This is a genomic window from Streptococcus oralis (assembly GCF_003943825.1).
Classification (GTDB): Bacteria; Bacillota; Bacilli; order Lactobacillales; family Streptococcaceae; genus Streptococcus; species Streptococcus oralis_CD.
Genome location: NZ_RJNJ01000008.1, coordinates 56,462 through 83,423, shown reverse-complemented (window position 1 = coordinate 83,423; position 26,962 = coordinate 56,462). Strand labels below are relative to the sequence as shown.

Sequence of the window (26,962 nt, the reverse complement as noted above, 5' to 3'; positions counted from 1 at the left end):
ACAAACATATTGAAAAGGTGAATGATAAATGATATAATACTAATATTGTTCGTAAAAAACAAAAGGAGATTAAAGATGGACAAACTATTTAAACTAAAAGAGCACGGGACAGATGTCCGTACAGAGGTGCTTGCTGGTTTAACAACATTCTTTGCAATGAGCTATATTCTCTTTGTAAACCCTCAAATGCTTTCCCAAACGGGTATGCCTGTTCAAGGTGTGTTCTTGGCAACGATTATCGGTTCTGTAGTCGGTACTTTGATGATGGCTTTCTATGCTAATTTGCCATACGCACAAGCACCAGGTATGGGACTAAATGCCTTCTTCACATTTACAGTTGTATTTGGGATGGGCTATACTTGGAAAGAAGCTCTTGGTATGGTCTTCATTTGTGGAATTATTTCACTGATTATTACCTTAACAAATGTTCGTAAAATGATCATCGAATCTATTCCAACAACACTTCGTTCAGCTATTTCGGCTGGTATTGGTGTTTTCCTTGCCTATGTTGGAATTAAGAATGCTGGTCTCTTGAAATTCTCAATCGATCCAGGTACTTATACGGTAGCAGGTGAAGGAGCAGACAAGGCTCAAGCTGCACTTACTGCAAACTCAGCAGCTGTTCCAGGCTTGGTAGACTTCAATACTCCAGCCGTATTGGTGGCTCTTGCAGGTTTGGTTATTACCATCTTCTTTGTTGTTAAAGGCATCAAAGGTGGAATTATTCTTTCTATCTTAACAACGACTGTCCTTGCCATTGCTGTTGGTGTTGTGAAATTGTCAGGAATCGACTTTGCTAGCAATAATCTTTCAGCAGCGGTTAATGATTTAGGAACTTTGTTTGGTGCTGCTCTTGGTTCAGAAGGTTTAGGATCTTTGATTTCAAACACTTCACGTTTACCAGAAACCTTGATGGCTATTCTTGCCTTCTCACTAACGGATATTTTTGATACAATCGGTACTCTTATTGGTACTGGTGAAAAAGTTGGTATCGTTGCGACAAGTGGGGAAAACCATGAGTCCGCTAAATTGGACAAGGCTCTTTACTCTGACTTGGTGGCAACTTCAGTAGGTGCTATTGCAGGTACTTCAAACGTTACAACCTATGTTGAGTCTGCGGCGGGTATCGGTGCTGGTGGACGTACTGGTTTGACTGCCCTAGTGGTTGCAATCTGTTTTGCTCTATCTAGCTTCTTTAGCCCACTTCTAGCGATTGTTCCGACAGCTGCAACAGCACCAATTTTGATCATCGTCGGTATCATGATGCTTTCTAACTTGAAAAATATCCCTTGGGATGATATGGCTGAAGCGGTTCCTGCCTTCTTCACATCTATCTTTATGGGATTCAGCTACTCTATCACACAAGGGATTGCTGTTGGTTTCTTGACATACACCTTGACAAAAGTTGTCAAAGGTCAAGCCAAGGATGTGCACGTAATGATTTGGATTTTGGATGCCTTGTTTATCCTTAACTATATCAGTATGGCGCTATAAATGGTATAATAGGAAAAGGGGAGTCTCCCCTTTTTCTTATAAGGAGGTACATCATGAAAGATAAGACGATTTGGCAAGAGGTTTTAAACAGAGGGAAATGGGTGCTCATCCTTTTGGTAGCTTTTGTTCTATCTCAATTTCCCATAGGACTTGCTTTGTTTTTAGCAAACAAACAGTTTCCGATTTTACAGTCAGGGCTCTTAGTAGGTGCTCTATCCATAGTCGTTTTGATTGTATTCATTATTGGTGCACGAAAAACACAACTTGCTACTTTTAATCTATCCTTTTTTAAGGCAAAAGACTTGGCTCGCTTGGTATTGAGTTATCTGGTGATTTTTGCGACAAATCTCTTGGGTTCAGTCCTGCTTCGACTAACAAATGAGGCAACAACCAGTAACCAATCAATACTGAATGGTTTGGTTCAGAATAGTTCCTTGATTTCAACTTTCTTCCTACTAGTCTTGATTGCGCCGATTTGTGAGGAAATTTTGTGTCGTGGGATTATTCCTAAAAAGATTTTCCGTGGAAAAGAAAAACTAGGCTTTGTTGTGGGTGCAATCGTCTTTGCCTTGCTTCATATGCCAACCAATCTACCTTCTGTGATTATTTATGGAGGAATGTCAACGGTTTTGACTTGGACAGCCTATAAAACTGAGCGTTTGGAGATGTCCATTTTGCTTCATATGATTCTCAATGGTATTGCATTTTGTTTGTTGGCCTTATTGGTATTGATTAGTAGAAATCTAGGTCTATCATTCTAAACCATTGGCCCGCTTGGAAAAGATGAATACTAGCGTATCCATCTTTTTCTTTTTATGGTAAAATAGAGAGATAATATGGTAGAGAACCTTAAGGGAGTAACCGTTATGTCCAATAAAGTCAACCGCGAAAAAACAGCCATTTGTGGAATTATCAATGTGACGCCAGATTCCTTTTCGGATGGTGGGCAGTTTTTTGCTCTTGAGCAGGCGCTCCAGCAGGCTCGTAAATTGATAGCGGAAGGAGCGAGCATGCTAGATATCGGTGGAGAATCAACTCGGCCGGGCAGTAGCTATGTTGAGATAGAAGAGGAAATCCAGCGTGTTGTTCCAGTGATTAAAGCTATCCGTGAGGAAAGTGATGTCCTCATTTCCATTGATACTTGGAAAAGTCAGGTGGCAGAGGCTGCTTTGAAAGCTGGTGCCAATCTGGTCAATGATATCACTGGTCTCATGGGAGATGAGAAAATGGCGGATGTGGTTGCTAAGGCTGGAGCGAAAATAGTCATCATGTTTAATCCAGTTATGGCTCGTCCTCAGCATCCTAGCTCGCTCATCTTCCCTAATTTTGGCTTTGGACAAGCTTTTACAGAGGAAGAGTTAGCTGACTTTGAAAAAATGCCAATCGAAGACTTGATGAAGGCTTTCTTTGAACGAGCTCTAGCGAGAGCAAATCAAGCTGGGATTGCACAAGAAAATATCCTGTTGGATCCGGGAATCGGCTTTGGTCTGACCAAGAAAGAAAATTTGCTTCTTTTACGGGACCTGGATAAACTACATCAGAAGGGCTATCCAATCTTTCTTGGAGTGTCGCGCAAGCGGTTTGTCATCAATATCCTTGAAGAAAGTGGTTTTGAAGTCAATCCTGAGACAGAGCTTGGTTTCCGCAATCGGGACACGGCTTCGGCTCATGTAACCAGTATCGCAGCGAGACAGGGTGTCGAAGTGGTGCGCGTGCACGATGTAGCCAGTCACAGGATGGCAGTTGAAATTGCCTCTGCTATTCGTTTGGCAGATGATGCGGAAAATCTAGATTTAAAACAATATAAGTAAGATGAACGAAATTCAAAACAATCAGTGGATTGCCCACTATCGGACGGACCAACCACATTTTGGTTTGGAGCGAATGGTAGAACTCCTAGCTTTACGTGGCAATCCCCATCTCAAACTCAAGGTTATCCATATCGGCGGAACAAATGGTAAAGGTTCGACCATTGCTTTTTTGAAAGAGATGCTGGAAAAGCTAGGCCTGAGAGTAGGGGTGTTCAGCTCGCCCTATCTCATTCATTATACAGATCAGATTAGCATCAATGGGGAATCTATCCCAGAAGCGAGACTAGAAGCCTTGATGGCGGACTATCAGTCTTTGCTTGAGGGGGAATCTGCTGACAATTTGCAGGGAACAACCGAGTTTGAGATTATCACAGCTCTAGCTTATGATTACTTTGCCTTAGAGCAAGTAGATGTGGCCATCATGGAAGTCGGCATGGGTGGACTTCTGGATAGTACCAATGTCTGCCAGCCCATTCTGACAGGCATTACGACCATTGGTTTGGATCATGTAGCCCTACTTGGTGACACCTTGGAAGCCATAGCAGAGCAGAAGGCTGGTATTATCAAGCAAGGCATTCCCTTGGTGACAGGTCATATTGTTCCTGAAGCCTTGGCCGTTATCGACCGCATTGCGGAAGGGAAACATGCACCGAGACTTGCCTATGGGACAGATTATCAGGTTTGTTATCAAGAAAGTGTAGTGACAGGTGAGGTCTTTGACTATACAAGTGCTGTCAGACAAGGTCGCTTCCAGACAGGTCTACTTGGCTTGCACCAGGTAGAAAATGCGGGGATGGCGCTTGCTCTCTTAGACACTTATTGTCAGGAGACTGGGCGAGAATTAGCAAGTAATGCCTTGGTTGCTCAAGCTTTGAAAGAAACCAGATGGCCAGGGCGTTTGGAGGTCGTGTCTAGCGACCCCTTGATGATTTTGGATGGGGCCCACAATCCCCATGCTATCAAGGCTTTACTAGCAACCTTGCAAGAACGCTTTGCGGATTATCATAAGGAAATCCTCTTTACCTGCATCAAAACCAAGGCCTTGGATGATATGCTGGACTTGCTAGGGGAAATGCCAGATACCGAGCTTACCCTGACACATTTTGACGATAGTCGAGCGACGGATGAAAGCGTGCTGAAAGAGACAGTCAAGTCTAGAAATCTCAATTACCAAGGTTGGCAGGATTTTCTAGAGCAGAAATTGACAGATAAAAATGAAGAGAAACAAACAGTTAGGATTGTCACAGGTTCCTTGTATTTCTTGAGCCAAGTGAGAGCCTATCTAATGGAGAGGAAGAACGAGAATGGATACACAAAAGATTGAAACGGCTGTAAAAATGATTATCGAGGCTGTTGGTGAGGACGCTAACCGCGAGGGCTTGCAGGAAACACCTGCTCGTGTAGCCCGTATGTACCAAGAGATTTTTTCAGGCCTTGGCCAAACTGCTGAGGAACATTTGTCAAAATCCTTTGAGATTATCGATGATAATATGGTAGTGGAAAAGGATATCTTTTTCCACACCATGTGTGAACACCACTTTTTGCCATTTTATGGTAGAGCCCACATTGCCTACATTCCAGATGGCCGTGTGGCAGGCTTGTCCAAACTTGCCCGTACGGTTGAAGTTTATTCTAAAAAACCACAGATTCAAGAACGTTTGAATATTGAAGTGGCTGATGCCTTGATGGACTATCTGGGTGCTAAAGGAGCCTTTGTTGTCATTGAGGCCGAACATATGTGTATGAGCATGCGTGGTGTCAGAAAACCAGGAACTGCAACCTTGACAACAGTAGCTCGTGGCGTATTTGATACGGATAAGGACCTCCGAGATCAAGCTTATCGTTTAATGGGACTATAATACTCTTCGAAAATCAGATTCAAACCACGTCAGCTTCCATCTGCAACCTCAAAACAGTGTTTTGAGCAGCCTGCGGCTAGCTTCCTAGTTTGCACTTTGATTTTCATTGACTATAAAAAGAATCCGCTTCATGCAGATTTTTCTAGAAAGGACTAGTTATGGATCAACTGCAGATAAAAGATTTGGAAATTTTTGCCTATCATGGTCTCTTTCCAAGTGAGAAGGAATTGGGGCAGAAGTTTGTTATTTCCGCAAGCTTATCCTATGATATGACCAAGGCGGCTACAGACTTGGATTTAACAGCCTCTGTCCATTACGGAGAACTGTGCCAGCAGTGGACGACTTGGTTTCAGGAAACGAGTGAGGACTTGATTGAAACGGTAGCCTACAAACTAGTTGAACGTACCTTTGAGACTTATCCTCTTGTCCAAGAGATTGAGTTGGAACTAAAAAAGCCTTGGGCTCCAGTGCATTTACCGTTGGATACCTGCTCGGTAACCATTCACCGTCGTAAGCAGCGAGCCTTTATCGCCCTAGGAAGCAATATGGGGGACAAGCAAGCAAACGTAGAACAAGCTATTGACAAACTGCGAGCTCGAGGTATCCATATTCTCAAGGAGTCCAGTGTCTTGGCGACAGAGCCTTGGGGAGGTGTGGATCAGGATAGCTTTGCCAATCAGGTGATTGAAGTAGAGACTTGGCTACCAGCACCAGTCTTGTTAGAAACATTATTAGCTATTGAGTCAGAAATGGGACGGGTTCGAGAGGTGCATTGGGGGCCTCGTTTGATTGATTTGGACCTACTCTTTATGGAGGACCAGATTATTTACACAGACGAGCTCATATTGCCTCATCCTTATATAGCAGAACGCCTCTTTGTTCTTGAGCCGTTAGTGGAAATAGCTCCCCATTTTATCCATCCAATCTTAAAACAACCAATTCGTTACTTGGTTGACCAGTTGGAGCAAGAAAATGCCTAAGTTTTCTGAAACCTATAGCAAGTGGAAGAGTATCGGGGAGGGACTACTTGCTATTGTTTTAGGGCTTCTCTTGATCCGATTTGGACAAGTTATTCCGAGAATGGGATACCAGTTGCTGATGGGCTACTTTTCCTTGTCAGCGGTTTGGCACTTGTTGACTCGCTGGTTTCAGGATAAAAAACGTCGGGAAAATATCTTTGTAACCTTGGGCAAGCTGGCGGTTGCGGCTCTGGTGTTTGACTCTATCATCTTGCAAGACCTTGCCCTCTATCTCTTGGTCTTTATCATTGCGAGCTACCAGTTGTTTACGGGCATCATTAGTCTTGTGACCTGGTCTCTCTATCGAAAAAATACTATTCATCCTCGGCTTCATCATCTCTTCGATGCTGTATGGATGATAGGATTCGGGCTTTATAGCATCTCTCCTTTTCACGATGCAGCGAATTTTGAATTGCTCTTGCTTGGATTTTACTTGCTCATGCTAGGAGCTAGTAGCCTCCGGGACGGTTTCTTTTTTGAAAGGATAGAAAACAATCCCAAGCTGAAACGACGTATGCGAATGACTCTGCCGATCTTTGTGACGGCTCTGATCCCTATCAGTACCTTACGAAAACTAAATGAGTGGCTGGCAAATCATGAAAGTCAAGAAGGAGAAGTTCATTCAGAAAGAAAAAACGACCAGACGGTTGATCTGGAAATTTTTGTCCATACCTCAGAAACCTCTTTCTTCCTTGCTATGGGACATGTGGATATTTGTTATCAAGGGAAGGTTATTTCCTATGGTTCCTATGATCCCCACTCGGAGCGTTTATTCGGCATGGTTGGAGACGGTGTTTTGTTTAAGGCCAATCGGGAAAAATACATCGAACTCTGTAAGAGGGAAAGTCAGAAGACCTTGTTTGCTTATGGCCTGAGTTTGACGGAGCAACAGAAAGCAGCTATCCAAGCGCGTTTAGCGGAGATAGAAGACCTGTTAATTCCTTGGGAACCAAGCTCGCAGTTGATGAAAAGAAGAGAGGGAGAGGTCAAGCACACCTACTCCTACCAACTGAAAGAGGAAGCAGATGCGACCCTCTATAAATTCAGCTCATCCGAGTTTAAGACCTACTTCGTTCTCAGTACCAATTGTGTCTTGCTGGCAGACTCTATCGTAGGAAAAGCTGGAACTGATATATTGAGTCCCCAAGGTTTCATTGTGCCAGGGACTTATCAGGATTATCTTGACTTAGAGTATACAAAACCAAACGGTCTAGTAGTTAGTCGATCCATTTATTAGAAAAAGAAAACTCTAGTTCCTCAGCAGTTTGCGCCGAGAAGCTAGAGTTTTTAAAATAGGTCATTTTCTTCTGGAAGGAGGATGGTTTCTCTGCCGTCCAAGTCTAAAACAAGGACCCTAGGCGGGTAAAGCGGATCGAAAGGATGATTAAAATCAAAATCGATGCTAGTCGGAAGGTGCTGGCTAGAAAAATGGAAGGTGATGGTCCCCTTATTGTTGAGCAGTTGAAACTCAAGTTCTTCTTCTAATTCAAAGACATTTTTCAGGAAATGATCAATAATATACCATAAAGAGTCAATGACATCATCAGGCAAGCTAGTCACGACACCAAAACTAGCGGATCGTCTCTGTGTATTTGTAAAAGCCATGCTTTCCTCCCCCTTTTATTTTCCTTATCATACAGCAAAATGTCTTAAAAATCAAGAAATCGTACTTGCTTTTTCAAAATGGGAATAAACTGTGAAATTTTTTCAAAGTTTCTCTAAAAAATACTTGAAAGTGTTTACAATAAGTGATAAAATGGAGTAAGTAGATGCGTGAAAGCGAAATTTTCATTATAGAAAGGAAACGGAATGAACACAGATGATACAGTAACGATTTATGACGTCGCCCGTGAAGCAGGAGTTTCGATGGCAACAGTTAGCCGTGTCGTTAATGGCAACAAGAATGTTAAAGAGAACACTCGAAAAAAAGTCCTAGAAGTGATTGATCGCTTGGACTATCGTCCAAATGCGGTAGCACGTGGTTTGGCTAGCAAGAAAACAACGACAGTCGGAGTTGTGATTCCGAACATTACCAATGGTTATTTCTCAACACTTGCTAAGGGAATTGACGACATTGCTGAAATGTACAAGTATAACATTGTCCTTGCAAATAGTGATGAGGATGATGAAAAGGAAGTTTCAGTGGTTAACACTCTTTTTTCAAAACAAGTCGATGGGATTATCTTTATGGGCTATCACTTGACTGAAAAGATTCGTTCAGAGTTTTCTCGTTCACGGACACCGGTTGTTCTTGCTGGTACTGTGGATGTAGAACACCAACTTCCAAGTGTCAATATCGACTACAAACAAGCAACGATTGATGCTGTAAGCTACCTTCTCAAAGAAAATGAGAAAATTGCTTTTGTGAGTGGACCACTCGTCGATGATATCAATGGCAAGGTTCGTTTGATTGGTTATAAGGAAGCCTTGAAAAAAGCTGGACATTCTTATAGCGAGGGCTTGGTCTTCGAATCAAAATACAGCTATGACGATGGTTATGCCTTGGCAGAACGCTTGATTTCATCACAAGCTACAGCCGCAGTTGTAACAGGTGATGAATTGGCTGCGGGTGTGTTGAATGGTTTGGCTGACCACGGTGTGTCTGTGCCAGAAGAGTTTGAAATCATTACGACAGATGACTCTCAGATTGCACGATTCACTCGTCCAAACTTGACGACTATTGCCCAACCTCTTTATGACTTAGGTGCTATCAGCATGCGTATGTTGACGAAGATTATGCATAAGGAAGAGTTGGAAGAACGTGAAGTTCTCTTACCTCATGGTTTGACAGAACGTCGCTCTACACGAAAACGTAAATAGAAAAAATCAGGGAATCGCGAAGATTTCCTGATTTTGTGTTCTAGAGAAGAGGATTAGCCTTCCATATAGTCTTTCAAAGCTTGTCCTTTTAGTCCAGCATTAAGGGCAATTAATAATTTGAGGCGCGCTTTTTGAGCGTTGAGTTCTTTGACAAAGAAAACACCAGCTCGTTGCAACTGCACTCCTCCACCTTGGTAGGCGTAGACAGGTTCAGCAATGCCATTAAAGCACCGTGAGACCAGGGCGACTGGGATTCCTTTCTGGAGGAGATTTTCCAACTTTTGAGCTGTTTCTTTGGGAACATTGCCTGCTCCAAAAGCCTGAATGACTAAGCCATCCAGCTGTTCCAAGTCTAACATATCGATCAGCTCGTCTGTCATACCGGCATAGGCTGAGATGATGGGAACTAGACCTTGAATATGCTCAAGATCAAAGCGGACACGAGGTTCAGCCGTTTTAAAGTAGAGGATTTCTTGCTTCATGATGAGGCCAAGTGGTCCATGTGTTGGGGTTTGAAAGGTGCTGACGTTGGTCGTATGAGTTTTGGTAACATACTTGGCTGCATGAATCTCGTCGTTCATGACGACCAGCACACCCTTGTCGGCTGCTTTATCATCGCTGGCAACTCGTAAAGCGCTCAGATAGTTATAAACACCGTCGCTACCAAGTTCGTTTGAACTACGCATGGCCCCGGTTAGAACGATGGGGATGGGCGGGATTTTCATGGTATCAAGGAAGTAGGCTGTTTCTTCTAAGGTATCTGTACCATGTGTGATGACAACTCCATCGTAGTTATCAGCTTCCTCTTTAATCTTATGATAGAGTGCAAGCATATGCTTGGGTTTGATATGAGGGCTTGGCAGATTAAAAAAGTCTAGGGCATGAACCTCAATCCCTTCAAGCGGATTGGAAACATGGTTCATGGGATTGTCCTGGCTAGTTACAACGGCACCAGTGGCATCTGCTTGCATGGAAATAGTCCCACCTGTATGTAAAACAAGGATTTTCTTAGGCATGATTTAGTCACTCTTTCTGAAATGTGGTATAATCATTGTAACACAAAAGGGGAGAATGGGACAGGATGGAAGTCAAGGCTGTTTTTTTTGATATCGATGGAACGCTAGTCAACGATCGCAAGAGTGTTTTGAAATCCACTAAGGACGCGATTAAGATTGTCAAAGAGCAAGGAGTGCTTGTTGGAGTAGCGACAGGACGAGGGCCGTTTTTTGTCAAGGAATTGATGGAAGACTTGGACCTAGACTTTGCGGTGACCTACAATGGCCAATACATTTTTAATAAAGAAAAGGTGCTCTTTGCGAGTCCGATTGCTAAGTCAAGCCTGCGTCAACTGATTGCTTACGCTAAAAAGGAGCGTAAAGAAATCGCTCTTGGAACCGAGCACGCCGTTGTTGGTTCGAAAATTATGTCATTTGGTCTCGGATCCTTTTCCCAACTGGTTAGTCGTTTTATTCCGACTGTGCTGACAAGAACCGTTAGCCGTTCCTTTAATCGAATGGTTAGCAAGGCAGTTCCTCAAAAGGAAGACGACCTGCTTAACTTGATTAATCAACCCATTTATCAAGTTTTGATGCTGATGACGCCAGAAGAATCTGAGAAGGCAGCAAGTGATTTTGACGACTTGAAATTAACTCGAAGCAATCCTTTTGCAGCAGATATCATCAACCAAGGAAATTCCAAATTAGAAGGCATTCGCCGAGTCGGGAAAGAATATGGTTTTGATCTCAATCAAGTCATGGCCTTTGGTGATTCAGACAACGATCTGGAAATGTTGGCGGGTGTTGGTATGTCGGTTGCTATGGGGAATGGCAGTAGCAGTGTTAAAGAAGTTGCTAAGCATATTACGGCAAGTAATCAACAAGATGGTATCCACAAGGCGCTCGAGCACTTTGGTGTTTTGGCTTCAGAAAAAGTGTTTGTCAGTCGAGACTACCACTTTAATAAGGTCAAGACCTTCCACCACATGATGGATGAACGAACTCAAGAAGAGCCACAGGCATGGGATGCTGAAGGTGCAACCCACCGCGCAGATTTTAAAATTGAAGAATTAGTAGAGTTTGTTCGCGCAGCAAGTTCTTCGGAGGAAGAATTCCAAAACTCCCTTGCAAGCATGCATGAGGCACTTGATAAGGCGGCAGAGAAAGTGGCGAAAAAGACGCCTGCTAAGCAAAATCTGGTCGGTCAAGTGGATGCTTTGATTGACACATTGTATTTCACATACGGCAGTTTTGTATTGATGGGAGTAGATCCAGAACGCATTTTTGATATTGTCCATGAAGCAAATATGGGGAAGGTTTTCCCTGATGGGAAAGCTCATTTTGACCCAGTTACACACAAGATTTTAAAACCAGATGACTGGGAAGAAAAATATGCTCCAGAACCTGCCATCCGACAGGAACTACAACGTCAGTTTAAAGCTTATGAGCGACATAAAGAAAGAAAAAATAAAAAATAAGAGAAAATTCTTTTCCCTGGATGAAAAATTCGGGGATTTTTTGAGCTGAAAAACCGAACAATTTTATATATATCACTAATTATTATTAGCATATTTATACTAGAAAAAGAAAAGAAAAAAATGAAAAGATAGTGAAAATAAAGCAACAGGAAATTACATTGCTTACAAAGAATAGTTGAAAAGCTAGATACATTACTAATATATCTAGCTTTTCTTTTGAAAGAATATCAAAAAAAGACGAGTCAAATTATTTGATATTTGAAAGTTGCTGTGTTAGAATAAATTAAGAAAGAGAATAAATATAAAATCCTCATGCTGCTATAATATGCTCTTTTTAAAGACAGAAAGTCAACTTGTTTATTTCAGGCCTGTTAACAAGTTGATGTGAAGAATCCACTCTAGCTTTGAGATTTAGTTATAAAATTGTGCACAATTGCTTTCCAAATTTTTATTATTTTAATTTTCAAGTTTAAAAATTAAAGAATTAAGAGGTTGAAATGAAGAAAAAATATACCTATTTGACAGCTTCTGTTTTAACAGCTGTAACAATGCTTCCAACTTTTGCACCAAGTGAAGCTCACGCTGCTTACAATTGGAATGGAAATAATAGCTACTATACAAGAACTAGCCGTCGTTCAAGCAATCGTACTTCTAACCGTACTACTGCAAATCGTAGCCGTACATCAAACTATACTGTAAGAAGTTACGGCTACAATAGTTATTACCCAAGCTATAACTATGGCTACAATAGCTACTACCCAAGCTATAACTATGGATATGGTAGCTATTACCCAAGTTACAACTACGGTTACAATAATTGGAATAACTACTATGGCTATGACAACAGTAGCAACTACTATGGTTATAATTATTGGAATAATTACAACAACCTTGCTAGCGATGAAAACTATATTTACTGGAATGGCAATCACTACTACCGTATGAACGATGGTAGCTACCGTATTTATCGTAACGGTCAGTGGAAACCTTTGACAAACAATAGTAACAACAACTCATCTACTAACAACTTGGAAAACGATCCGCACTATCGTTACGAAAATGGTTACCATTACTATGTATTGGACAATGGTGATTATTACTACTACCAAAATGGTAAGTGGGTATTGGTGAAAGATTCTGCTGATACAACACCAGCACAACCGGCAACACCTGCTGAACCAAAACCAGAACAACCAACAACTCCGGTTGAGCCAGCACAACCAAGTCAACCTGAAGTTCCTGCTCCAACACCAGTAGAACCAGAGACTCCAACACCAGCTCCTAGTGATAAACCTGAAGAGCCAACAACACCAGCTGAGCCACAACCAGCACAACCAGCAACTCCAAGTGTTGACCTACCAGAAAACCCACCAATTAATGGTGCTGATAGTGAATTTGATCCATTCAAACCATCTACAGAAACACCAGCGGAACCAAAACCAGAAACACCAGCAATTCCAGCTATCCCAACAACGCCAGGTTTAGTAACGACTGATGAACCAAGTGAAAACCAAATCCCTGATTATGTTGAAAAACCAGCTGAAGGATTGGAACACTTGGCTTGGGCACCAAATGGACAAACTCCAAAATTGGTTTACCCACCAGGTAAACCAGGTGATGCAGTCCTCAAGAATGATAAAAACTACTACTTCGACGGTAGTGCACATTACTACTATGTACCATCTAACTCAGAGCGTACAGGTTACTCAGCATACTGGAAGTGGCTTGGAGGAAAATGGAAACTTCAAGGGATGACTGATCCAAACGATCCAGCTCGTGATCCAAAACTTCACGAAAACACTGCTGATGACGAGTACATGTACAGTGACAAGAACTCTAGCGTGAAACTTTACTCAACTAACTTGGTAACGACTGCTAAAGCAGGTCAAGCATTGCCATTCAAGAATGTTGAAGAGTTCAAAAACTATGTCATCGAAAAAATGAATCCTAAGTTCCTTGATAACTCTGGTTGGGATGCTAAAGTTGAGTGGGAAATCGAAGATCCAGAAATCTTTGAGAAGACGAAAGAAAACCCATACGCTAAGGACTATGTCTTGATTGCAAATCTCAAGAGTGGTGTCGAAGACAAGAAATACAGTGATGTAGAATTTGGTTATGTGAAGTTTGTTTACCGTATTGAAGCAACAAACGATACAAACTATGACTATGTTTTAAAAGCGAAAGAAGCTTTCGTTAAAATCAATGAAGAGCGTAAAGCTCAAGGATTGAAAGAATTGACTTGGTCTGAAGACATTTATCAAAATCAAGCACTTCCGAAAGTAAATGAAATTTCACGTCAATACGATAGCACAGGCTTTGTAGGACGTCGTGATGAAGATGCAGCTGTTGTCGTTAAGAAATGGGCAAACAGTGGTTTGAGAGACTTGCTTCTCGATCCAAATGTCACTGAAGGAGCTGTAGCAGCAGTAGTTGATGGAAACGGTGTATACTACTGGGCATACAGTTACAAATAATTCAATCTTTTGAGATTGACTACTTTCTAAATAAGATAGAGGCTTTAAACAATTGTTTAAAGCCTTTTTGTGACCCAATCAGGACAAACAAAAAGGAGCACAAGGCTCCCTTTTTTAATGATTACAATGTTTTTTCACTTTCTCTCACGACCAGCAAATCGACTTTTGCATGGCGGAGAATGTACTCAGATGAAGAACCAACCAAGAGGCGTTCAAAGGCATTGAGCCCTGTTGCACCAACGAGAATCAGGTCAACGTTTTCTGCGTCTGGAATAGTACGGGCAAGGAGGGTTTTTGGATTTCCCATTTCGATGACGATGTGAATATCGGTCACACCAGCATCTCTTGCGCGCTTTTCGTACTCCTTCATCAGACTTTCAGCATCGACTTGGAGTTCTTCGTAAACTTCAGCATCAAAGGTAGACACGCTTTGAAGAGCGCGTGTGTCGATAACATGGGCAATGGTGAGCTTGGATTCGTTGCGTAGAGCAGTGTAAACACCTTTGACGAAAGCCAAGTCTGCTTCTTTTGAACCATCAATTGCGACCATAACATTTTGGTAACGTTGTGCCATAATGAAACCTCCTGAAATTTTCTTACTGTTATTGTAACCCTTTTCACTAAAGAAGTAAAGTAAAAATCATATTTCAATAAATATTATTGGAGATTCGATTTGGTGGAGATATGTTAAAATAAAAGAAAACGGGATAGTAGGAAACACAGCGAGGGGATGAGAAAGTATGAAAGATTTTGTTCAAGCTTCTAAAAAAATAAGTTTTCTTTATCATGGAATTATCCTTGCGTCACTTGTAGGTGAAGTAGTGATGCTTTGGCAGCTGGAAAGAGTCATGCCCGTTCTCTATCCAGGTTTTGTTGGATTTCTTCTCTTTCACTTAGTCTACCACATCATTTTATTGGTGATTGCAAAGAGAAGTGGTCGCTTGGACTATTTGGTCACGTGGGGGCTCTTTCTCATGTTTAATCTTTTGTATGATTCCTTTTTAGCATTGGTCTTTCTGGGTTTGTCTTTTGGTATGTGAGAAAATACTTCTGTACTCTAGTTGTTTAGACGGTGAGAACCTAGTCGTTGTGAGTTTTTTTCTTTGCTTGCTCATTTCAGGAAACTTGTCGCAATCCCTTTCTAGTGGTATAATGTTACTATCTCGATGAATTGAGGAAACAAGATGAAAGAATATAACAAGTCTAGTAAGTTAGAGCATGTTGCTTATGATATCCGTGGCCCTGTTTTGGAAGAAGCCATGCGGATGCGAGCAAACGGAGAAAAGATTTTACGTCTGAATACAGGGAATCCAGCAGAATTTGGCTTTACAGCGCCAGATGAGGTCATTCATGACTTGATTATGAATGCGCGTGATAGTGAAGGATATTCTGACTCCAAAGGGATTTTCTCAGCCCGCAAGGCCATCATGCAGTATTGCCAACTGAAGAAATTCCCTAATGTAGACATTGATGATATCTACCTTGGAAATGGTGTCAGTGAGCTGATTGTTATGTCCATGCAAGGACTTTTGGATAATGGCGATGAGGTCTTGGTGCCTATGCCAGACTATCCTCTCTGGACAGCCGCTGTCAGCCTAGCTGGGGGAAATGCTGTTCACTATATCTGTGATGAAGCTGCAGAGTGGTACCCTGATATTGACGATATTAAGTCAAAAATTACTTCCAATACCAAGGCAATCGTCCTTATCAATCCGAACAACCCAACTGGAGCCCTTTATCCTAAGGAACTCTTGTTGGAGATTATTGAGATTGCCCGTCAAAACGATTTGATCATTTTTGCGGATGAAATTTATGATCGCATGGTGATGGATGGGCATGTGCATACGCCTGTGGCAAGCTTGGCACCAGATGTTTTCTGTGTCAGCATGAATGGTTTGTCAAAATCTCACCGTATCGCTGGTTTCCGTGTAGGATGGATGGTCTTGTCTGGTCCTAAGCACCATGTCAAGGGCTATATCGAAGGTCTCAATATGCTGTCCAATATGCGTCTTTGCTCTAACGTTTTGGCCCAGCAAGTCGTACAAACTTCACTAGGTGGGCACCAGTCAGTGGATGAATTGCTCCTTCCTGGTGGACGGATCTATGAGCAAAGAAACTTCATTTACAATGCTATTCAAGATATCCCAGGTTTGTCTGCGGTCAAGCCGAAGGCAGGTCTTTATATCTTCCCTAAAATTGACCGCAATATGTACCGCATCGATGATGATGAACAGTTCGTTCTTGATTTCTTGAAGCAGGAAAAGGTTCTCTTGGTTCATGGTCGTGGTTTTAACTGGAAGGAACCAGACCATTTCCGTATCGTTTACCTTCCTCGTGTGGACGAATTAGCGCAAATCCAAGAAAAGATGACACGTTTCTTGAGTCAGTATCGTAGATAAGGCTTTCATAGGGAAAAGCAGGAAACATTTACTTAGAGCTATTGACAAATAGGTAAGAATCAGATAGAATAGTAAAGTATGTTTAGTAACTGATCACTTTATAGCCGGCTAAACGAATACAAAATCTATGAGGAGGTATTCATCGTGAAACGTACTTATCAACCAAGTAAACTTCGTCGTGCGCGCAAACACGGATTCCGTAACCGTATGTCAACTAAAAACGGTCGTCGCGTATTGGCAGCTCGTCGTCGTAAAGGACGCAAAGTTTTGGCTGCTTAATCCAAACGAATTCAACAAAGAAGTCAGTAGGAACTCGAGTCTACTGGCTTTTCTTTTGATTTCAAAGAGTGCATTGTCCACGAAATCGGTCATTTCAGATGAAACTCATGGAGGGCTCATTTAAAGGTCACATACAAAAAAACTCAAAACCAGAAATAAGTTACTGATTTTGAGTTTTTGTTTATTCTTTTAAGTGATAAGAGTAGCTAGCGACAACGACGTCTTCGTGCCATCTGAGAGCGTATTTTAGTTTGAGGCTCATTTGATTGTGCAGGATATTTTGCCAAGGCTTGTTAGGGATAAACTGTGGGACAAGGACTGTAACAGTGTAGTTTTTTTGCTTAGCTTCTTGGGCGATTCGTTTGACATACTTAACGCTAGGGGTGATGATGTCGCGGTAGCTAGTATTGATATTCTTCAGAGTGATATTTGGGAAGTAATCGGCAAATTCCTGAAGAATTTCTTGGTCTTTTTCTGCCGTTTCTTTAGTAGAAATGTGCATGGCTAACACTTCGTCACCGATACTTTGAGCGTAGTTAATGGCTCCGACACTTACTCGAGTAACATTTCCTACTAGGACAAGAACCAGATTGCCATCGTAGGTACGTTTTTCAATTCCTTCGTAGAGTCGCAGTTGTTTTGCCACTTTTTGGTAATGGCTGTGAATGGACAAAAAGAGGAAGGTTAAGACTAGGATAATTGGGAAGAAAGGCCAGATATCACCCAGTCTGAAGAGGAGTAAAATGAGGACAATGGCATAACAAATGATGGCCCCAAGGATATTAGCAAAGGCAGGTTTTAAGAAATTTGCTCCTTTTTCTTTTTTCCAATGACGAATCATCCCAGTCTGAGAAAGGGCAAAAGGAACGAAGACCCCGATAGTATAAAGAGGAATCAAGCGTTCAGTATTCCCGTTAAAAATGAGAAGAAGGATCATAGCCCCAAAGGCCAGAGTTAAGATACCGTTGGAGTAGCCAAGGCGATCCCCCTTTTCCATAAAGAGATGGGGCATGTACTTATTTTTAGCCATATTGTAAGCCAGCATAGGGAAGGCTGAAAAGCCAGTATTTGCAGCTACAGCTAGAATCAAGGCTGTTGAGAACTGGAAGAGATAGTAGCTAGCATGACCAAAGAATGAATCGCCAAGAATGCCCTTGGCCATTTGCGAGAGGATGGTTTCTCCATTTTGAGGTGTGATGCCCATCCAGTAGTTTAGGAAGGTAATGCCTGCAAAAAGAAATCCTAAAATGAGGGACATGATGGTCAAGGTTTGAGCAGCATTCTTTTCTTTCGGAGTTTTGAAAAATGGTACCGCATTTGAAATAGCCTCAACCCCTGTCAGAGAGGCAGAGCCACTGGTAAAGGCTCTCAATAGGAGAACGATGGAAAGTCTCGGAACGGTTTGTCCAATGGTTGAAGTCGCCTGATAGTTTAGGGAACCTGTAAACAGTTGAAAGAACCCATAAAGCAAGAGAAAGACGGTACTGAAGATAAAGAGGTAGACGGGAATCATCAGAGAGCTGGCAGATTCTTTCAAGCCTCTTAAATTTAAGAGCATGAGCAGGCAGACTAGGAAAATAGAGATATGAAGATTATAAGGATGGAGGGCAGGGATGGCTGCTGTAATAGCATCAGCCCCAGACGCAACGGATACGGCTACTGTCAGCATATAGTCAACAAGGAGGCTACCACCTGCAATCAAGCCTAGTTTAGGGGAGAGATTTTCCCGAGTGACCATATAAGCTCCTCCACCTTGAGGATAGGCGTGGATGATTTGACGATAGGAAATGGTCAAACTAGCGAGGAGTAAGAGGACAAAAATACCAATAGGGAGGCTCCACCAAATTGCGAGAGGAGAGAGACTAACTAAAACGAGAATGACTTGTTCAGGCCCGTAGGCAATAGAAGACAGGGCATCACTGGATAACATTGCAAGTGCCTGCATTTTTCCAAGTAATCCCCCTTCGCCGTCTGTGAGAGACTTGAGTGGTCGACCGATAAAGGTATATTTTAATTTTCTAAACATTTTCGTTTCCTTTGCTGAAAATTTCAATAAGTGTTATTATACTGCTTTGAAAAAAGGCAGTCAAGGGAGAATGATTGGTATTAGAATATTTTTACAAGCCGAGGGATGCTATTTTTGGTATAATAGATGGAAGAAAATGAGGTTAGAAGAGATGATTTTTGATACGCACACACATTTAAATGTGGAAGAATTTGCAGGACGTGAGGCCGAAGAAATCGCCTTGGCTGCTGAGATGGGTGTGACACAGATGAATATTGTTGGTTTTGATAAGCCAACAATTGAGCGAGCCCTAGAATTGTCAGATGAGTATGAGCAACTCTACGCAACTATTGGTTGGCATCCGACGGAAGCAGGGACTTACACAGATGAGGTCGAAGCTTACTTGCTTGAAAAACTAAAACATCCCAAGGTTGTTGCCTTGGGGGAGATTGGTCTGGACTATCACTGGATGACAGCACCTAAGGAAGTACAGGAGCAGGTTTTTCGTCGTCAGATTCAGCTGTCTAAGGACTTGAATTTGCCCTTTGTGGTCCATACTCGTGATGCGCTAGAAGATACTTATGAGATTATCAAGAGTGAGGGCGTTGGTCCTCGTGGTGGCATCATGCATTCATTTTCAGGCTCTTTGGAGTGGGCTGAGAAGTTTGTCGAGCTTGGTATGACTATTTCCTTTTCTGGAGTGGTGACCTTTAAGAAAGCGACTGATATCCAAGAAGCTGCTAGAGAACTTTCCTTGGACAAGATGTTGGTAGAAACAGATGCGCCCTACTTGGCACCAGTTCCTAAACGTGGTCGTGAAAACAAGACAGCCTACACCCGCTATGTAGTAGACTTTATTGCCGACTTGCGTGGCATGACGACAGAAGAATTAGCTGCTGTGACAAGTGCCAATGCAGAGCGTATTTTTGGATTGGAAAAACAATCATGAAAGAGAAAATTTCCCAAGTCATCGTAGTCGAAGGACGGGATGATACGGCCAATCTCAAACGTTATTTTGACGTAGAGACCTATGAGACACGAGGATCGGCAATCAATAATCAAGATATAGAGCGAATTCAACGCCTGCATGAACTGTATGGAGTCGTTGTTTTTACAGATCCAGATTTTAATGGGGAGCGGATTCGGCGCATGATTATGACGGCCATTCCGACAGTTCAGCATGCCTTTCTCAAACGAGATGAGGCTGTTCCCAAATCCAAGACCAAGGGACGTTCTCTGGGAATCGAACATGCTAGTTATGAGGACCTGAAAACAGCGCTGGCTCAGGTGACAGAGCAATTTGAAAACGAGAACGAGTTCGACATTAGTCGTGGTGACTTGATTCGCCTAGGATTCTTAGCGGGAGAAGACAGTCGTAGGCGCAGAGAGTATCTAGGCGAACAGCTCCGCATCGGCTATTCCAACGGCAAGCAACTTCTCAAGCGCTTAGAGTTGTTTGGAGTGACCTTGGCAGAAGTGGAAGAAGTGATGGCTAAGTATTCAGACTAACGGAGTCAGAAATGAAAAAAGTGATTATTACGGGTGGCAATAGTGGTATTGGCTATCAGGCTGCAAAACAATTAGCTGAAAAGGACTGGTCAGTGACTCTATTTTGCCGACGGAAAGAAGCTGCTGAGCAAGCCTGTAAGAAAATCCGTCAACAAACAGGAAATCCGCATGTAGATTATATCTTGGTTGATTTATCTGAGATGAAAAGTGTCAAGGAAGCGGTAGAACAGTATATCCAAAAAGAAGAGACTTTAGATGTTTTAATGAACAATGCGGCTGATTTTGACTTATCGGTCAAAAAGCCAATCCTGACTAGGGAGGGATTAGAAAAGCAATTTGCGACCAACGTGGTTGCTCCCTTTTTACTTTCTACCTTGTTGAAGGGCTTGTTGGAAAAGTCAGAAAGTGGTCGGATTATTAATATTTCTTCCCAAGGGCTGATGCTTTATCCCTTCATGAAGCTTGATTTTGAAAATTTAGCTGGTCAAAAACATTATAGTCCTGCCAAGACCTATTATCAGAATAAACTGGCCTTGTTGATGCTGTCGCTTTATATGCGGAAACATTGGAAAGGTATCAAGGTTCAGGCAATCCGTGTGACCAATGTCAAAGTTGATATGCGTCGCTATGATCACCTCAGCACTTTTATGAAAAATTTGTATAAAATCAAGTCAAGATTTTCAATTAGCCCTGAAGAAATGGCCAAAGTCTACACAGCCTTATCTACAGAAGATGGATATGACGGTTTTTTGTATGACGAGAAATGTAGGGAAGTAAAAGCAAATAGATTTGCTTATGAAGAAGCGGAGCAAGCAAAACTCTATTCCTTACTTGAACAACTGACCTTTTCAAGAGACAATCTATAAAGAATTAGAAAAATAAATTTTATGCTTACTTCAATAGTGGAAAGAAATTTAGATATCGAAATCTGTTTGGAGAGTCCTGAAAAGTGATAACAATAACCAGATAACCCGAAAATATAAGGGGAATGTGTTACAATAGAGGTACTAGCATACGCTTCAACTATGCTCAATACCATGCCTGATAAAAAAAGATAATTGATAAAATCAGCACTTGGGTGAAATTAATGAGGAAAAGCAATGGGAATTTTTGATTTTTTTAAAAAGACAGAAGAACAGAAGACAACAGAAGAAACCAAAGGAGATGCTTGTCTAGGAGTTTTGGGTTTCTTTCCAATGAAAGAAAAGAGGGAATTACTGATTGCTGCGACTTTGGAAGGGAGTTTGACAGTTGGTGATCGTCTTCAGTTTTGCAATCCCGATCAAGGTATGGATACTCTTGAAACTGTAGTTGTAAAAAAACTTACTTGCCAAAACAAAGATGTGGAATCTCTTAGAGATGAGGAGTTGGTTTATCTAGAGATCGATATGCTTTCCTCTCTAGCTAAGTTAAAAAAGGGAAGTGTGCTCTATAGTCCTGGTGTAGATGAAAAAAAGCGTTTATCTAGCTATGCTTATGCTCTCTATCGAACTTTTGTGACTATTCAAGAAGGTAAAGTAAGCGATGAGGACTATCAGAATCTTAGTCTTGATGATAGTATCGAAATTTTACAGGCTTTTTTATGGGATTGCCGTCAAAAACCAAAAAGTGAAGAGAGCAATCAAGAAAATACTCGTAAGTCAGAACGTCTAGCAGAAATTGTCAAGGACAAGTTGCTAGAAGCAGATTCGATTTATGCTGTTTATTCAGAAAATACTGGGGAACCTTATCTTTTCTCAACTACATATGATAGAGGTGACGAAGGCTATCTCTGCACTGACCCAATGATTATGGTATTTACATCTCGTTGGTATCATCAGTATAAAGAAGCAATAGAAAAACAATTAAACTCAGAGATAAAACTGATTGAAAATACGGAAGATAAAAAAGGAATTGAGAATTTTCTTGGGACAGCTTTTTACTTGAATGGTGCTTTAGGAGCATTCTTTAATACCAAAGAAGTTAGTATAAGTTCTTCCATTTTAGTTCAAAAACCAGATTTTTCAGGCTTGCCAGAGATACAAGTTCCTGTTATGAACCCTGATATTGTGAGATGGATGCTTTTGATGGGACAGATGGATAGACCGACTACAGAAGAGGAAGAATTAATTTATAAACTCTATTATAAGTTCTTTTCATTGGCAATGCCAAAAGCTAAATTCCTTCTTCCTATAAATGCATCATCAGGATTTCCTGAACCTAATCAGGAAAGTAATGCTCATGTTTTAGAAGAATCTGCTACATTTAATCTTCCGACTAGAGAAGGAAAAAATGGACGAAATTCGGTTTCAGTGTTTACTGATTGGAAACGTTTGCGAATGGTTTTCGATGAAAATTGGAGCGCTATGATTGAAAACGCTGGAGGCATGATTGAAATCTTTGACTATGCCATTAACCAGACTGAGTATTATAAAGCGGGTGTTTATGTCAGTGACAAAGCGTTTAAAGAAATGCAACAGTTCAGTGAGGAACTAGAAGGAAGAGCTAAAGGCTGATCAAGAGATGAAAATAATCGTTGATAGAGAGTCTATCTGTATGGGTGATGATGTTCTGCCTCACAAGGTAGAACTTGAAGCTCCTGAGGACATAACAGTAGAGGAATTTTATGATTTTCTTCAAAAGGACAGATATTTGCCTAGATTGGATACAGAGTGGCTTCTCCGACATGGTGGGCAGACAATAACAAGCTATCATACAGAAACAAAAGAACTGACGAATCCCAATATCTATTTAAAAGACCTGATTCATCAGAGTTCCAGAGGAAATGAATTTGTTTGGATATATCGCCGTTCCTATTAGAAAAGAGAATAAATGATTTTCTTAAAAGATAATGAATGAAAATTAGAACAATATGCATTGATTTTTTGACAACAAGAGGCGTTCTAAACAGTTGGCCCTGTTTGGGGTGACTTTGACGGAAGGCAAAGCCTTCATAAAAATGGTGAAAGGAAACGATATGGCAAATAGAAGCTATATTTATTTAAAAAACGGAAAAGATGTACGTATTTTAACGGAGGGAGTTTACACTATTCCTTATTTTTGGCAATTATTTTGGGATGAAAAAGATGTGCGAATGCCTAATATTCTCTGGAAGAAATTTAATATCTTACTTCCTATTGAAAAATTCCAGAAAAATGCCACCAAAAATCGCTCCTTTTTAGAAAAGAATGCTCCTCAGACCTTGCAACTATATGATGATTTTGTTCGCTATATTCTTGCAAATGTCAAAGCAGGTGACATGCTAGGATTTGATGTTTTAGAAGTTGCTGATATGGATGGATTGACTATAGCTTCGCGTAAGCTTCTAAAAAATATCCGAGCCATTCAGGAAAATCAACCCCAAGAATTGGATTTTTCTTTAACAGAAAAGAACGTAATTTGGTCTGCTATGGGATTTCCTGATTATTATGCCCCAAAATTATTGCCAGAAGATAATATTCTAGACTCGGTTGCATACCAAGATGAGTTGAAGAAAATGCAAGGCCCAAAAGATAATCAAGAACAAGACCAAGAAGAAAAACAAGCACAAGGTCGAGAAGAGAATCAAAAACAAGACCAAGAAGAAAAACAAGCACAGGGTCAAGAAGAGAACCAAGAACAACATCAAGAAGACGAGCAAGCACCACGTAAAGAAGATGAGCAAGTGCTCGATGAGACCGGTGCCGAATCTAAAGATGACGAGTACCATATTCCTTTGAGATTTTGGTTTCTCTTGGTGTTGGTAATTGTTTGGGTTTATAGATTGTTTTTAGCTAACAAATAGAAAAGAGAATAGATGAGAATTGCAGATTATAGCGTGACCAAGGCAGTGCTGGAGCGTCACGGTTTTACCTTTAAAAAGTCCTTCGGGCAAAATTTCCTGACGGATACCAATATCCTTCAAAAAATCGTGGATACGGCTGAAATTGATGATCAGGTTAATGTCATCGAAATCGGGCCAGGGATTGGTGCTTTGACAGAATTTTTGGCTGAGCGTGCGGCAGAGGTTATGGCCTTTGAGATTGACCACCGTTTGGTGCCAATTCTAGCGGATACCCTGCGTGATTTTGACAATGTGACAGTAGTCAACGAGGACATTCTCAAAGTTGACTTGATCCAGCATATCCAGAATTTCAAAAATCCTGACCTGCCAATCAAGGTAGTAGCCAATTTGCCCTACTATATCACAACGCCTATTCTCATGCATTTGATCGAGAGTGGCATTCCTTTTAGTGAGTTTGTCGTCATGATGCAGAAAGAAGTGGCGGATCGTATCTCCGCTCAACCCAATACCAAGGCTTACGGTAGTTTGTCGATTGCTGTCCAGTATTACATGACAGCCAAGGTTGCCTTTATCGTGCCTCGTACGGTCTTTGTGCCAGCGCCGAATGTTGACTCGGCTATCCTGAAAATGGTACGTCGTCCAGAACCAGCCGTAGCAGTGAAAGATGAGAACTTCTTCTTTAAGGTTTCCAAGGCTAGTTTCACCCATCGTCGTAAGACCTTATGGAACAACTTAACAGGCTACTTTGGGAAAACTGATGAAGTCAAGGATAAGCTGACCAAGGCTTTGGACCAAGCAGGCTTGTCACCATCTGTGCGTGGGGAAGCACTTAGCTTGGAAGAATTTGCTAGCCTTTCAGATGCGCTTAAAGGACAAGGACTCTAAGATGCAGGGACAAATTATTAAAGCCTTGGCAGGATTCTATTATGTAGAGAGTGATGGCCAAGTCTATCAGACACGTGCGCGTGGGAATTTCCGCAAAAAAGGTCATACACCCTACGTTGGGGATTGGGTAGATTTTTCTGCCGAGGAAAATTCCGAAGGTTATATCCTCAAGATTCACGAACGGAGAAACAGTCTGGTCCGTCCGCCCATTGTCAATATTGACCAAGCTGTGGTGATCATGTCCGTCAAGGAACCGGACTTCAACAGCAATTTGCTGGATCGTTTCTTGGTTCTTTTGGAGTACAAGGGCATCCATCCCATCGTCTATATTTCTAAAATGGACTTGCTGGAAGATAGAGGAGAACTGGATTTTTACCAACAGACTTACGGTGCCATTGGTTATGACTTTGTGACTAATAAGGAAGAGCTCTTGCCACTATTAACAAACAAGGTGACAGTCTTTATGGGGCAGACTGGTGTTGGGAAGTCAACCCTTCTTAATAAAATCGCACCTGACCTCAATCTAGAAACGGGAGAAATTTCTGATAGTTTAGGTCGTGGTCGCCATACTACTCGAGCTGTTAGTTTTTACAACCTCAATGGTGGTAAAATCGCAGATACACCAGGATTTTCATCTCTGGATTATGAAGTATCAAGTGCTGAAGAGCTGAACCAGGCCTTTCCAGAGATTGCTAGTGTCAGTCGCGACTGTAAGTTCCGCACTTGTACGCATACCCATGAGCCATCTTGCGCTGTAAAGCCAGTAGTAAAAGAGGGCATCATTGCGAACTTCCGTTTCGACAACTATCTGCAATTCCTCAGTGAGATTGAAAATCGTAGAGAAACCTATAAAAAAGTCAGTAAAAAAATTCCAAAATAAGGAGAAACCTATGTCTCAATACAAGATTGCTCCGTCAATTCTGGCAGCAGATTATGCCAACTTTGAACGTGAAATCAAACGCCTAGAAGCAACTGGTGCAGAATATGCCCATATCGATATCATGGATGGGCACTTTGTACCGCAAATCAGTTTTGGTGCAGGTGTGGTTGAAGCTCTTCGCCCTCATAGCAAGATGGTCTTTGACTGCCACTTGATGGTATCAAATCCTGAGCATCATCTAGAAGATTTTGCGCGTGCAGGTGCAGATATTATCAGTATCCATGTGGAAGCAACACCTCATATTCATGGAGCACTTCAAAAGATTCGCTCTCTTGGTGTCAAATCTTCGGTCGTCATTAACCCTGGTACACCTGTTGAGGCGATTAAGCATGTGCTACACTTAGTTGACCAAGTCTTGGTCATGACAGTGAATCCTGGATTTGGAGGACAAGCCTTTCTGCCTGAAACCATGGACAAGGTTTGTGAGTTGGTTGCCCTTCGTGAGGAAAAAGGTTTGAACTTTGAGATCGAAGTCGATGGTGGGATTGATGATCAAACCATTTCTCAAGCTAAAGAAGCTGGTGCTACAGTTTTTGTAGCAGGGTCTTATGTCTTTAAGGGAGATGTCAATGAACGAGTGCAAACTCTCAGAAAACAACTGGACTAGGGTTGCCGTTTTTGCAGGCGGAGACCGTGGGCATTATCGGACGGATTTTGATAGCTTTGTCGGTGTGGATCGCGGTTCGCTCTGGGTCTTGGAAGAAGACTTGCCTCTCACTCTAGCAGTTGGAGATTTTGATTCGGTGACTGGAGACGAATGTCAGTTGATTCAAAAACGAGCTTTGCGCTTTGTTCAAGCCCAGCCAGAAAAGGATGATACGGATCTGGAATTGGCTCTCTTGACCATCTTTGAGCAAAATTCTCAGGCTCAGGTGACTATTTTTGGGGCTTTGGGTGGTCGTATTGACCATATGCTGGCCAATGTCTTTCTGCCTAGCAATCCCAAGTTGACCCCCTATATGCGCCAAATCGCGATTGAGGATGGGCAAAATGTGATTGCCTATTGTCCAGAAGGGACCAGTCAGCTAGAGCCCCGTTCAGACTACGATTATCTAGCTTTTATGCCAGTTCGGGATAGTCAGCTGACCATTCTCGGTGCCAAGTATGAGTTGACAGAGGAAAATTTTTTCTTTAAAAAAGTGTACGCTTCTAACGAATATATAGATAGGGAAGTTTCGGTGACTTGCCCAGATGGCTATGTCGTCGTGCTGCATAGCAAGGACAGGAGGTAG

At 41.8% G+C, this 26,962-nt stretch carries 27 protein-coding genes; 23 read left to right on the top strand and 4 right to left on the bottom strand.

Annotation, left to right across the window (positions count from 1 at the left end; genetic code table 11):
• The first annotated feature begins 75 nt into the window (after nt 1-75).
• From D8863_RS07915 to D8863_RS07885, 7 genes are all read left to right on the top strand, one after another.
• Nucleotides 76-1,494 carry an NCS2 family permease gene (locus D8863_RS07915; RefSeq protein ID WP_125441596.1) on the top strand — a complete coding sequence of 473 codons (1,419 nt, stop codon included), beginning with the start codon at nt 76-78 and terminating at the stop codon, nt 1,492-1,494.
• 53 nt (nt 1,495-1,547) lie between these two features.
• Entirely contained in the window at nt 1,548-2,255 is a 708-nt protein-coding gene (locus tag D8863_RS07910) for a CPBP family intramembrane glutamic endopeptidase (protein WP_125441595.1), read from the top strand.
• 75 nt (nt 2,256-2,330) lie between these two features.
• Nucleotides 2,331-3,305, top strand: a complete 975-nt coding sequence (gene folP, locus D8863_RS07905) for a dihydropteroate synthase (RefSeq protein ID WP_185761468.1) — start codon at nt 2,331-2,333, stop codon at nt 3,303-3,305.
• A gap of 1 nt (nt 3,306) precedes the next feature.
• On the top strand, nt 3,307-4,629 hold the full coding sequence (locus D8863_RS07900) for a bifunctional folylpolyglutamate synthase/dihydrofolate synthase (protein ID WP_125441594.1): 1,323 nt from the start codon (nt 3,307-3,309) through the stop codon (nt 4,627-4,629).
• Nucleotides 4,610-5,164, top strand: a complete 555-nt coding sequence (gene folE / locus D8863_RS07895; RefSeq protein ID WP_125441593.1) for a GTP cyclohydrolase I FolE — start codon at nt 4,610-4,612, stop codon at nt 5,162-5,164. Before D8863_RS07900 ends, folE begins: the two co-directional genes overlap by 20 nt.
• A gap of 158 nt (nt 5,165-5,322) precedes the next feature.
• Entirely contained in the window at nt 5,323-6,144 is an 822-nt protein-coding gene (gene folK, locus D8863_RS07890) for a 2-amino-4-hydroxy-6-hydroxymethyldihydropteridine diphosphokinase (RefSeq protein ID WP_125441592.1), read from the top strand.
• Nucleotides 6,137-7,420, top strand: a complete 1,284-nt coding sequence (locus D8863_RS07885) for a DUF308 domain-containing protein (protein ID WP_125441591.1) — start codon at nt 6,137-6,139, stop codon at nt 7,418-7,420. The genes folK and D8863_RS07885 overlap by 8 nt, the downstream gene beginning before the upstream one ends.
• A 50-nt stretch (nt 7,421-7,470) precedes the next feature.
• Here D8863_RS07885 and D8863_RS07880 read toward each other — a convergent pair whose 3' ends face one another.
• The gene (locus D8863_RS07880; RefSeq protein WP_000886045.1) at nt 7,471-7,788 is read right to left on the bottom strand and encodes a DUF960 domain-containing protein; all 318 of its coding nucleotides are present in this window, start codon (nt 7,786-7,788) and stop codon (nt 7,471-7,473) included.
• A gap of 204 nt (nt 7,789-7,992) precedes the next feature.
• On the opposite strand from D8863_RS07880, the gene ccpA reads away from it, so the two are divergent.
• A complete protein-coding gene (gene ccpA / locus D8863_RS07875; protein WP_001090635.1) occupies nt 7,993-9,003 on the top strand; it encodes a catabolite control protein A in 1,011 nt (336 codons plus the stop codon).
• A gap of 53 nt (nt 9,004-9,056) precedes the next feature.
• Here the strand turns inward: ccpA and D8863_RS07870 are convergent, their stop codons facing one another.
• Nucleotides 9,057-10,019, bottom strand: coding sequence for an asparaginase (locus tag D8863_RS07870; RefSeq protein WP_007519608.1), 963 nt, complete (start codon nt 10,017-10,019; stop codon nt 9,057-9,059).
• Nucleotides 10,020-10,084: 65 nt separating this feature from the next.
• On the opposite strand from D8863_RS07870, the gene D8863_RS07865 reads away from it, so the two are divergent.
• Together D8863_RS07865 and D8863_RS07860 are read left to right on the top strand one after the other, a co-directional pair.
• Complete coding sequence (locus D8863_RS07865; RefSeq protein WP_070567716.1) at nt 10,085-11,476, top strand: Cof-type HAD-IIB family hydrolase; 1,392 nt, start codon at nt 10,085-10,087, stop codon at nt 11,474-11,476.
• A gap of 497 nt (nt 11,477-11,973) precedes the next feature.
• The gene (locus D8863_RS07860; protein ID WP_125441590.1) at nt 11,974-13,950 is read left to right on the top strand and encodes a CAP domain-containing protein; all 1,977 of its coding nucleotides are present in this window, start codon (nt 11,974-11,976) and stop codon (nt 13,948-13,950) included.
• Between the two features lie 121 nt (nt 13,951-14,071).
• Here the strand turns inward: D8863_RS07860 and D8863_RS07855 are convergent, their stop codons facing one another.
• A complete protein-coding gene (locus tag D8863_RS07855; protein ID WP_000079162.1) occupies nt 14,072-14,524 on the bottom strand; it encodes a universal stress protein in 453 nt (150 codons plus the stop codon).
• Nucleotides 14,525-14,690: 166 nt separating this feature from the next.
• Here D8863_RS07855 and D8863_RS07850 point away from each other — a divergent pair, with 166 nt between their 5' ends.
• The 3 genes from D8863_RS07850 (at nt 14,691) to rpmH (ending at nt 16,628) form a co-directional block, all read left to right on the top strand.
• Complete coding sequence (locus tag D8863_RS07850) at nt 14,691-14,990, top strand: hypothetical protein (RefSeq protein ID WP_084877548.1); 300 nt, start codon at nt 14,691-14,693, stop codon at nt 14,988-14,990.
• A gap of 144 nt (nt 14,991-15,134) precedes the next feature.
• Nucleotides 15,135-16,349 (top strand): pyridoxal phosphate-dependent aminotransferase, encoded by a 1,215-nt coding sequence (locus D8863_RS07845; protein ID WP_000666454.1) that lies wholly within the window; start codon nt 15,135-15,137, stop codon nt 16,347-16,349.
• A gap of 144 nt (nt 16,350-16,493) precedes the next feature.
• Nucleotides 16,494-16,628 carry a 50S ribosomal protein L34 gene (gene rpmH / locus D8863_RS07840; RefSeq protein ID WP_000831905.1) on the top strand — a complete coding sequence of 45 codons (135 nt, stop codon included), beginning with the start codon at nt 16,494-16,496 and terminating at the stop codon, nt 16,626-16,628.
• A gap of 181 nt (nt 16,629-16,809) precedes the next feature.
• Here rpmH and kimA read toward each other — a convergent pair whose 3' ends face one another.
• Nucleotides 16,810-18,654 (bottom strand): potassium transporter KimA, encoded by a 1,845-nt coding sequence (kimA, locus tag D8863_RS07835; RefSeq protein WP_125441589.1) that lies wholly within the window; start codon nt 18,652-18,654, stop codon nt 16,810-16,812.
• A 151-nt stretch (nt 18,655-18,805) separates the two neighbouring features.
• Here kimA and D8863_RS07830 point away from each other — a divergent pair, with 151 nt between their 5' ends.
• The 10 genes from D8863_RS07830 (at nt 18,806) to D8863_RS07785 (ending at nt 26,962) form a co-directional block, all read left to right on the top strand.
• Nucleotides 18,806-19,582: a TatD family hydrolase gene (locus D8863_RS07830; RefSeq protein ID WP_125441607.1), complete on the top strand. Its 777-nt coding sequence runs from the start codon at nt 18,806-18,808 to the stop codon at nt 19,580-19,582.
• Entirely contained in the window at nt 19,579-20,142 is a 564-nt protein-coding gene (gene rnmV, locus D8863_RS07825; RefSeq protein ID WP_125441588.1) for a ribonuclease M5, read from the top strand. Before D8863_RS07830 ends, rnmV begins: the two co-directional genes overlap by 4 nt.
• A gap of 11 nt (nt 20,143-20,153) precedes the next feature.
• The gene (locus D8863_RS07820) at nt 20,154-21,008 is read left to right on the top strand and encodes an SDR family NAD(P)-dependent oxidoreductase (protein WP_125441587.1); all 855 of its coding nucleotides are present in this window, start codon (nt 20,154-20,156) and stop codon (nt 21,006-21,008) included.
• Between the two features lie 234 nt (nt 21,009-21,242).
• Nucleotides 21,243-22,637: an SseB family protein gene (locus D8863_RS07815; protein WP_125441586.1), complete on the top strand. Its 1,395-nt coding sequence runs from the start codon at nt 21,243-21,245 to the stop codon at nt 22,635-22,637.
• A gap of 7 nt (nt 22,638-22,644) precedes the next feature.
• Nucleotides 22,645-22,941 carry a hypothetical protein gene (locus D8863_RS07810; protein ID WP_125441585.1) on the top strand — a complete coding sequence of 99 codons (297 nt, stop codon included), beginning with the start codon at nt 22,645-22,647 and terminating at the stop codon, nt 22,939-22,941.
• A 157-nt stretch (nt 22,942-23,098) separates the two neighbouring features.
• The gene (locus D8863_RS07805) at nt 23,099-23,905 is read left to right on the top strand and encodes a dimethyladenosine transferase (protein ID WP_125441584.1); all 807 of its coding nucleotides are present in this window, start codon (nt 23,099-23,101) and stop codon (nt 23,903-23,905) included.
• 12 nt (nt 23,906-23,917) lie between these two features.
• Nucleotides 23,918-24,790 (top strand): 16S rRNA (adenine(1518)-N(6)/adenine(1519)-N(6))-dimethyltransferase RsmA, encoded by an 873-nt coding sequence (rsmA, locus tag D8863_RS07800; protein WP_125441583.1) that lies wholly within the window; start codon nt 23,918-23,920, stop codon nt 24,788-24,790.
• A gap of 1 nt (nt 24,791) precedes the next feature.
• Entirely contained in the window at nt 24,792-25,670 is an 879-nt protein-coding gene (gene rsgA, locus D8863_RS07795) for a ribosome small subunit-dependent GTPase A (protein ID WP_125441606.1), read from the top strand.
• Between the two features lie 10 nt (nt 25,671-25,680).
• Entirely contained in the window at nt 25,681-26,337 is a 657-nt protein-coding gene (gene rpe / locus D8863_RS07790; protein WP_125441582.1) for a ribulose-phosphate 3-epimerase, read from the top strand.
• Nucleotides 26,300-26,962: a thiamine diphosphokinase gene (locus D8863_RS07785; RefSeq protein ID WP_125441581.1), complete on the top strand. Its 663-nt coding sequence runs from the start codon at nt 26,300-26,302 to the stop codon at nt 26,960-26,962. The genes rpe and D8863_RS07785 overlap by 38 nt, the downstream gene beginning before the upstream one ends.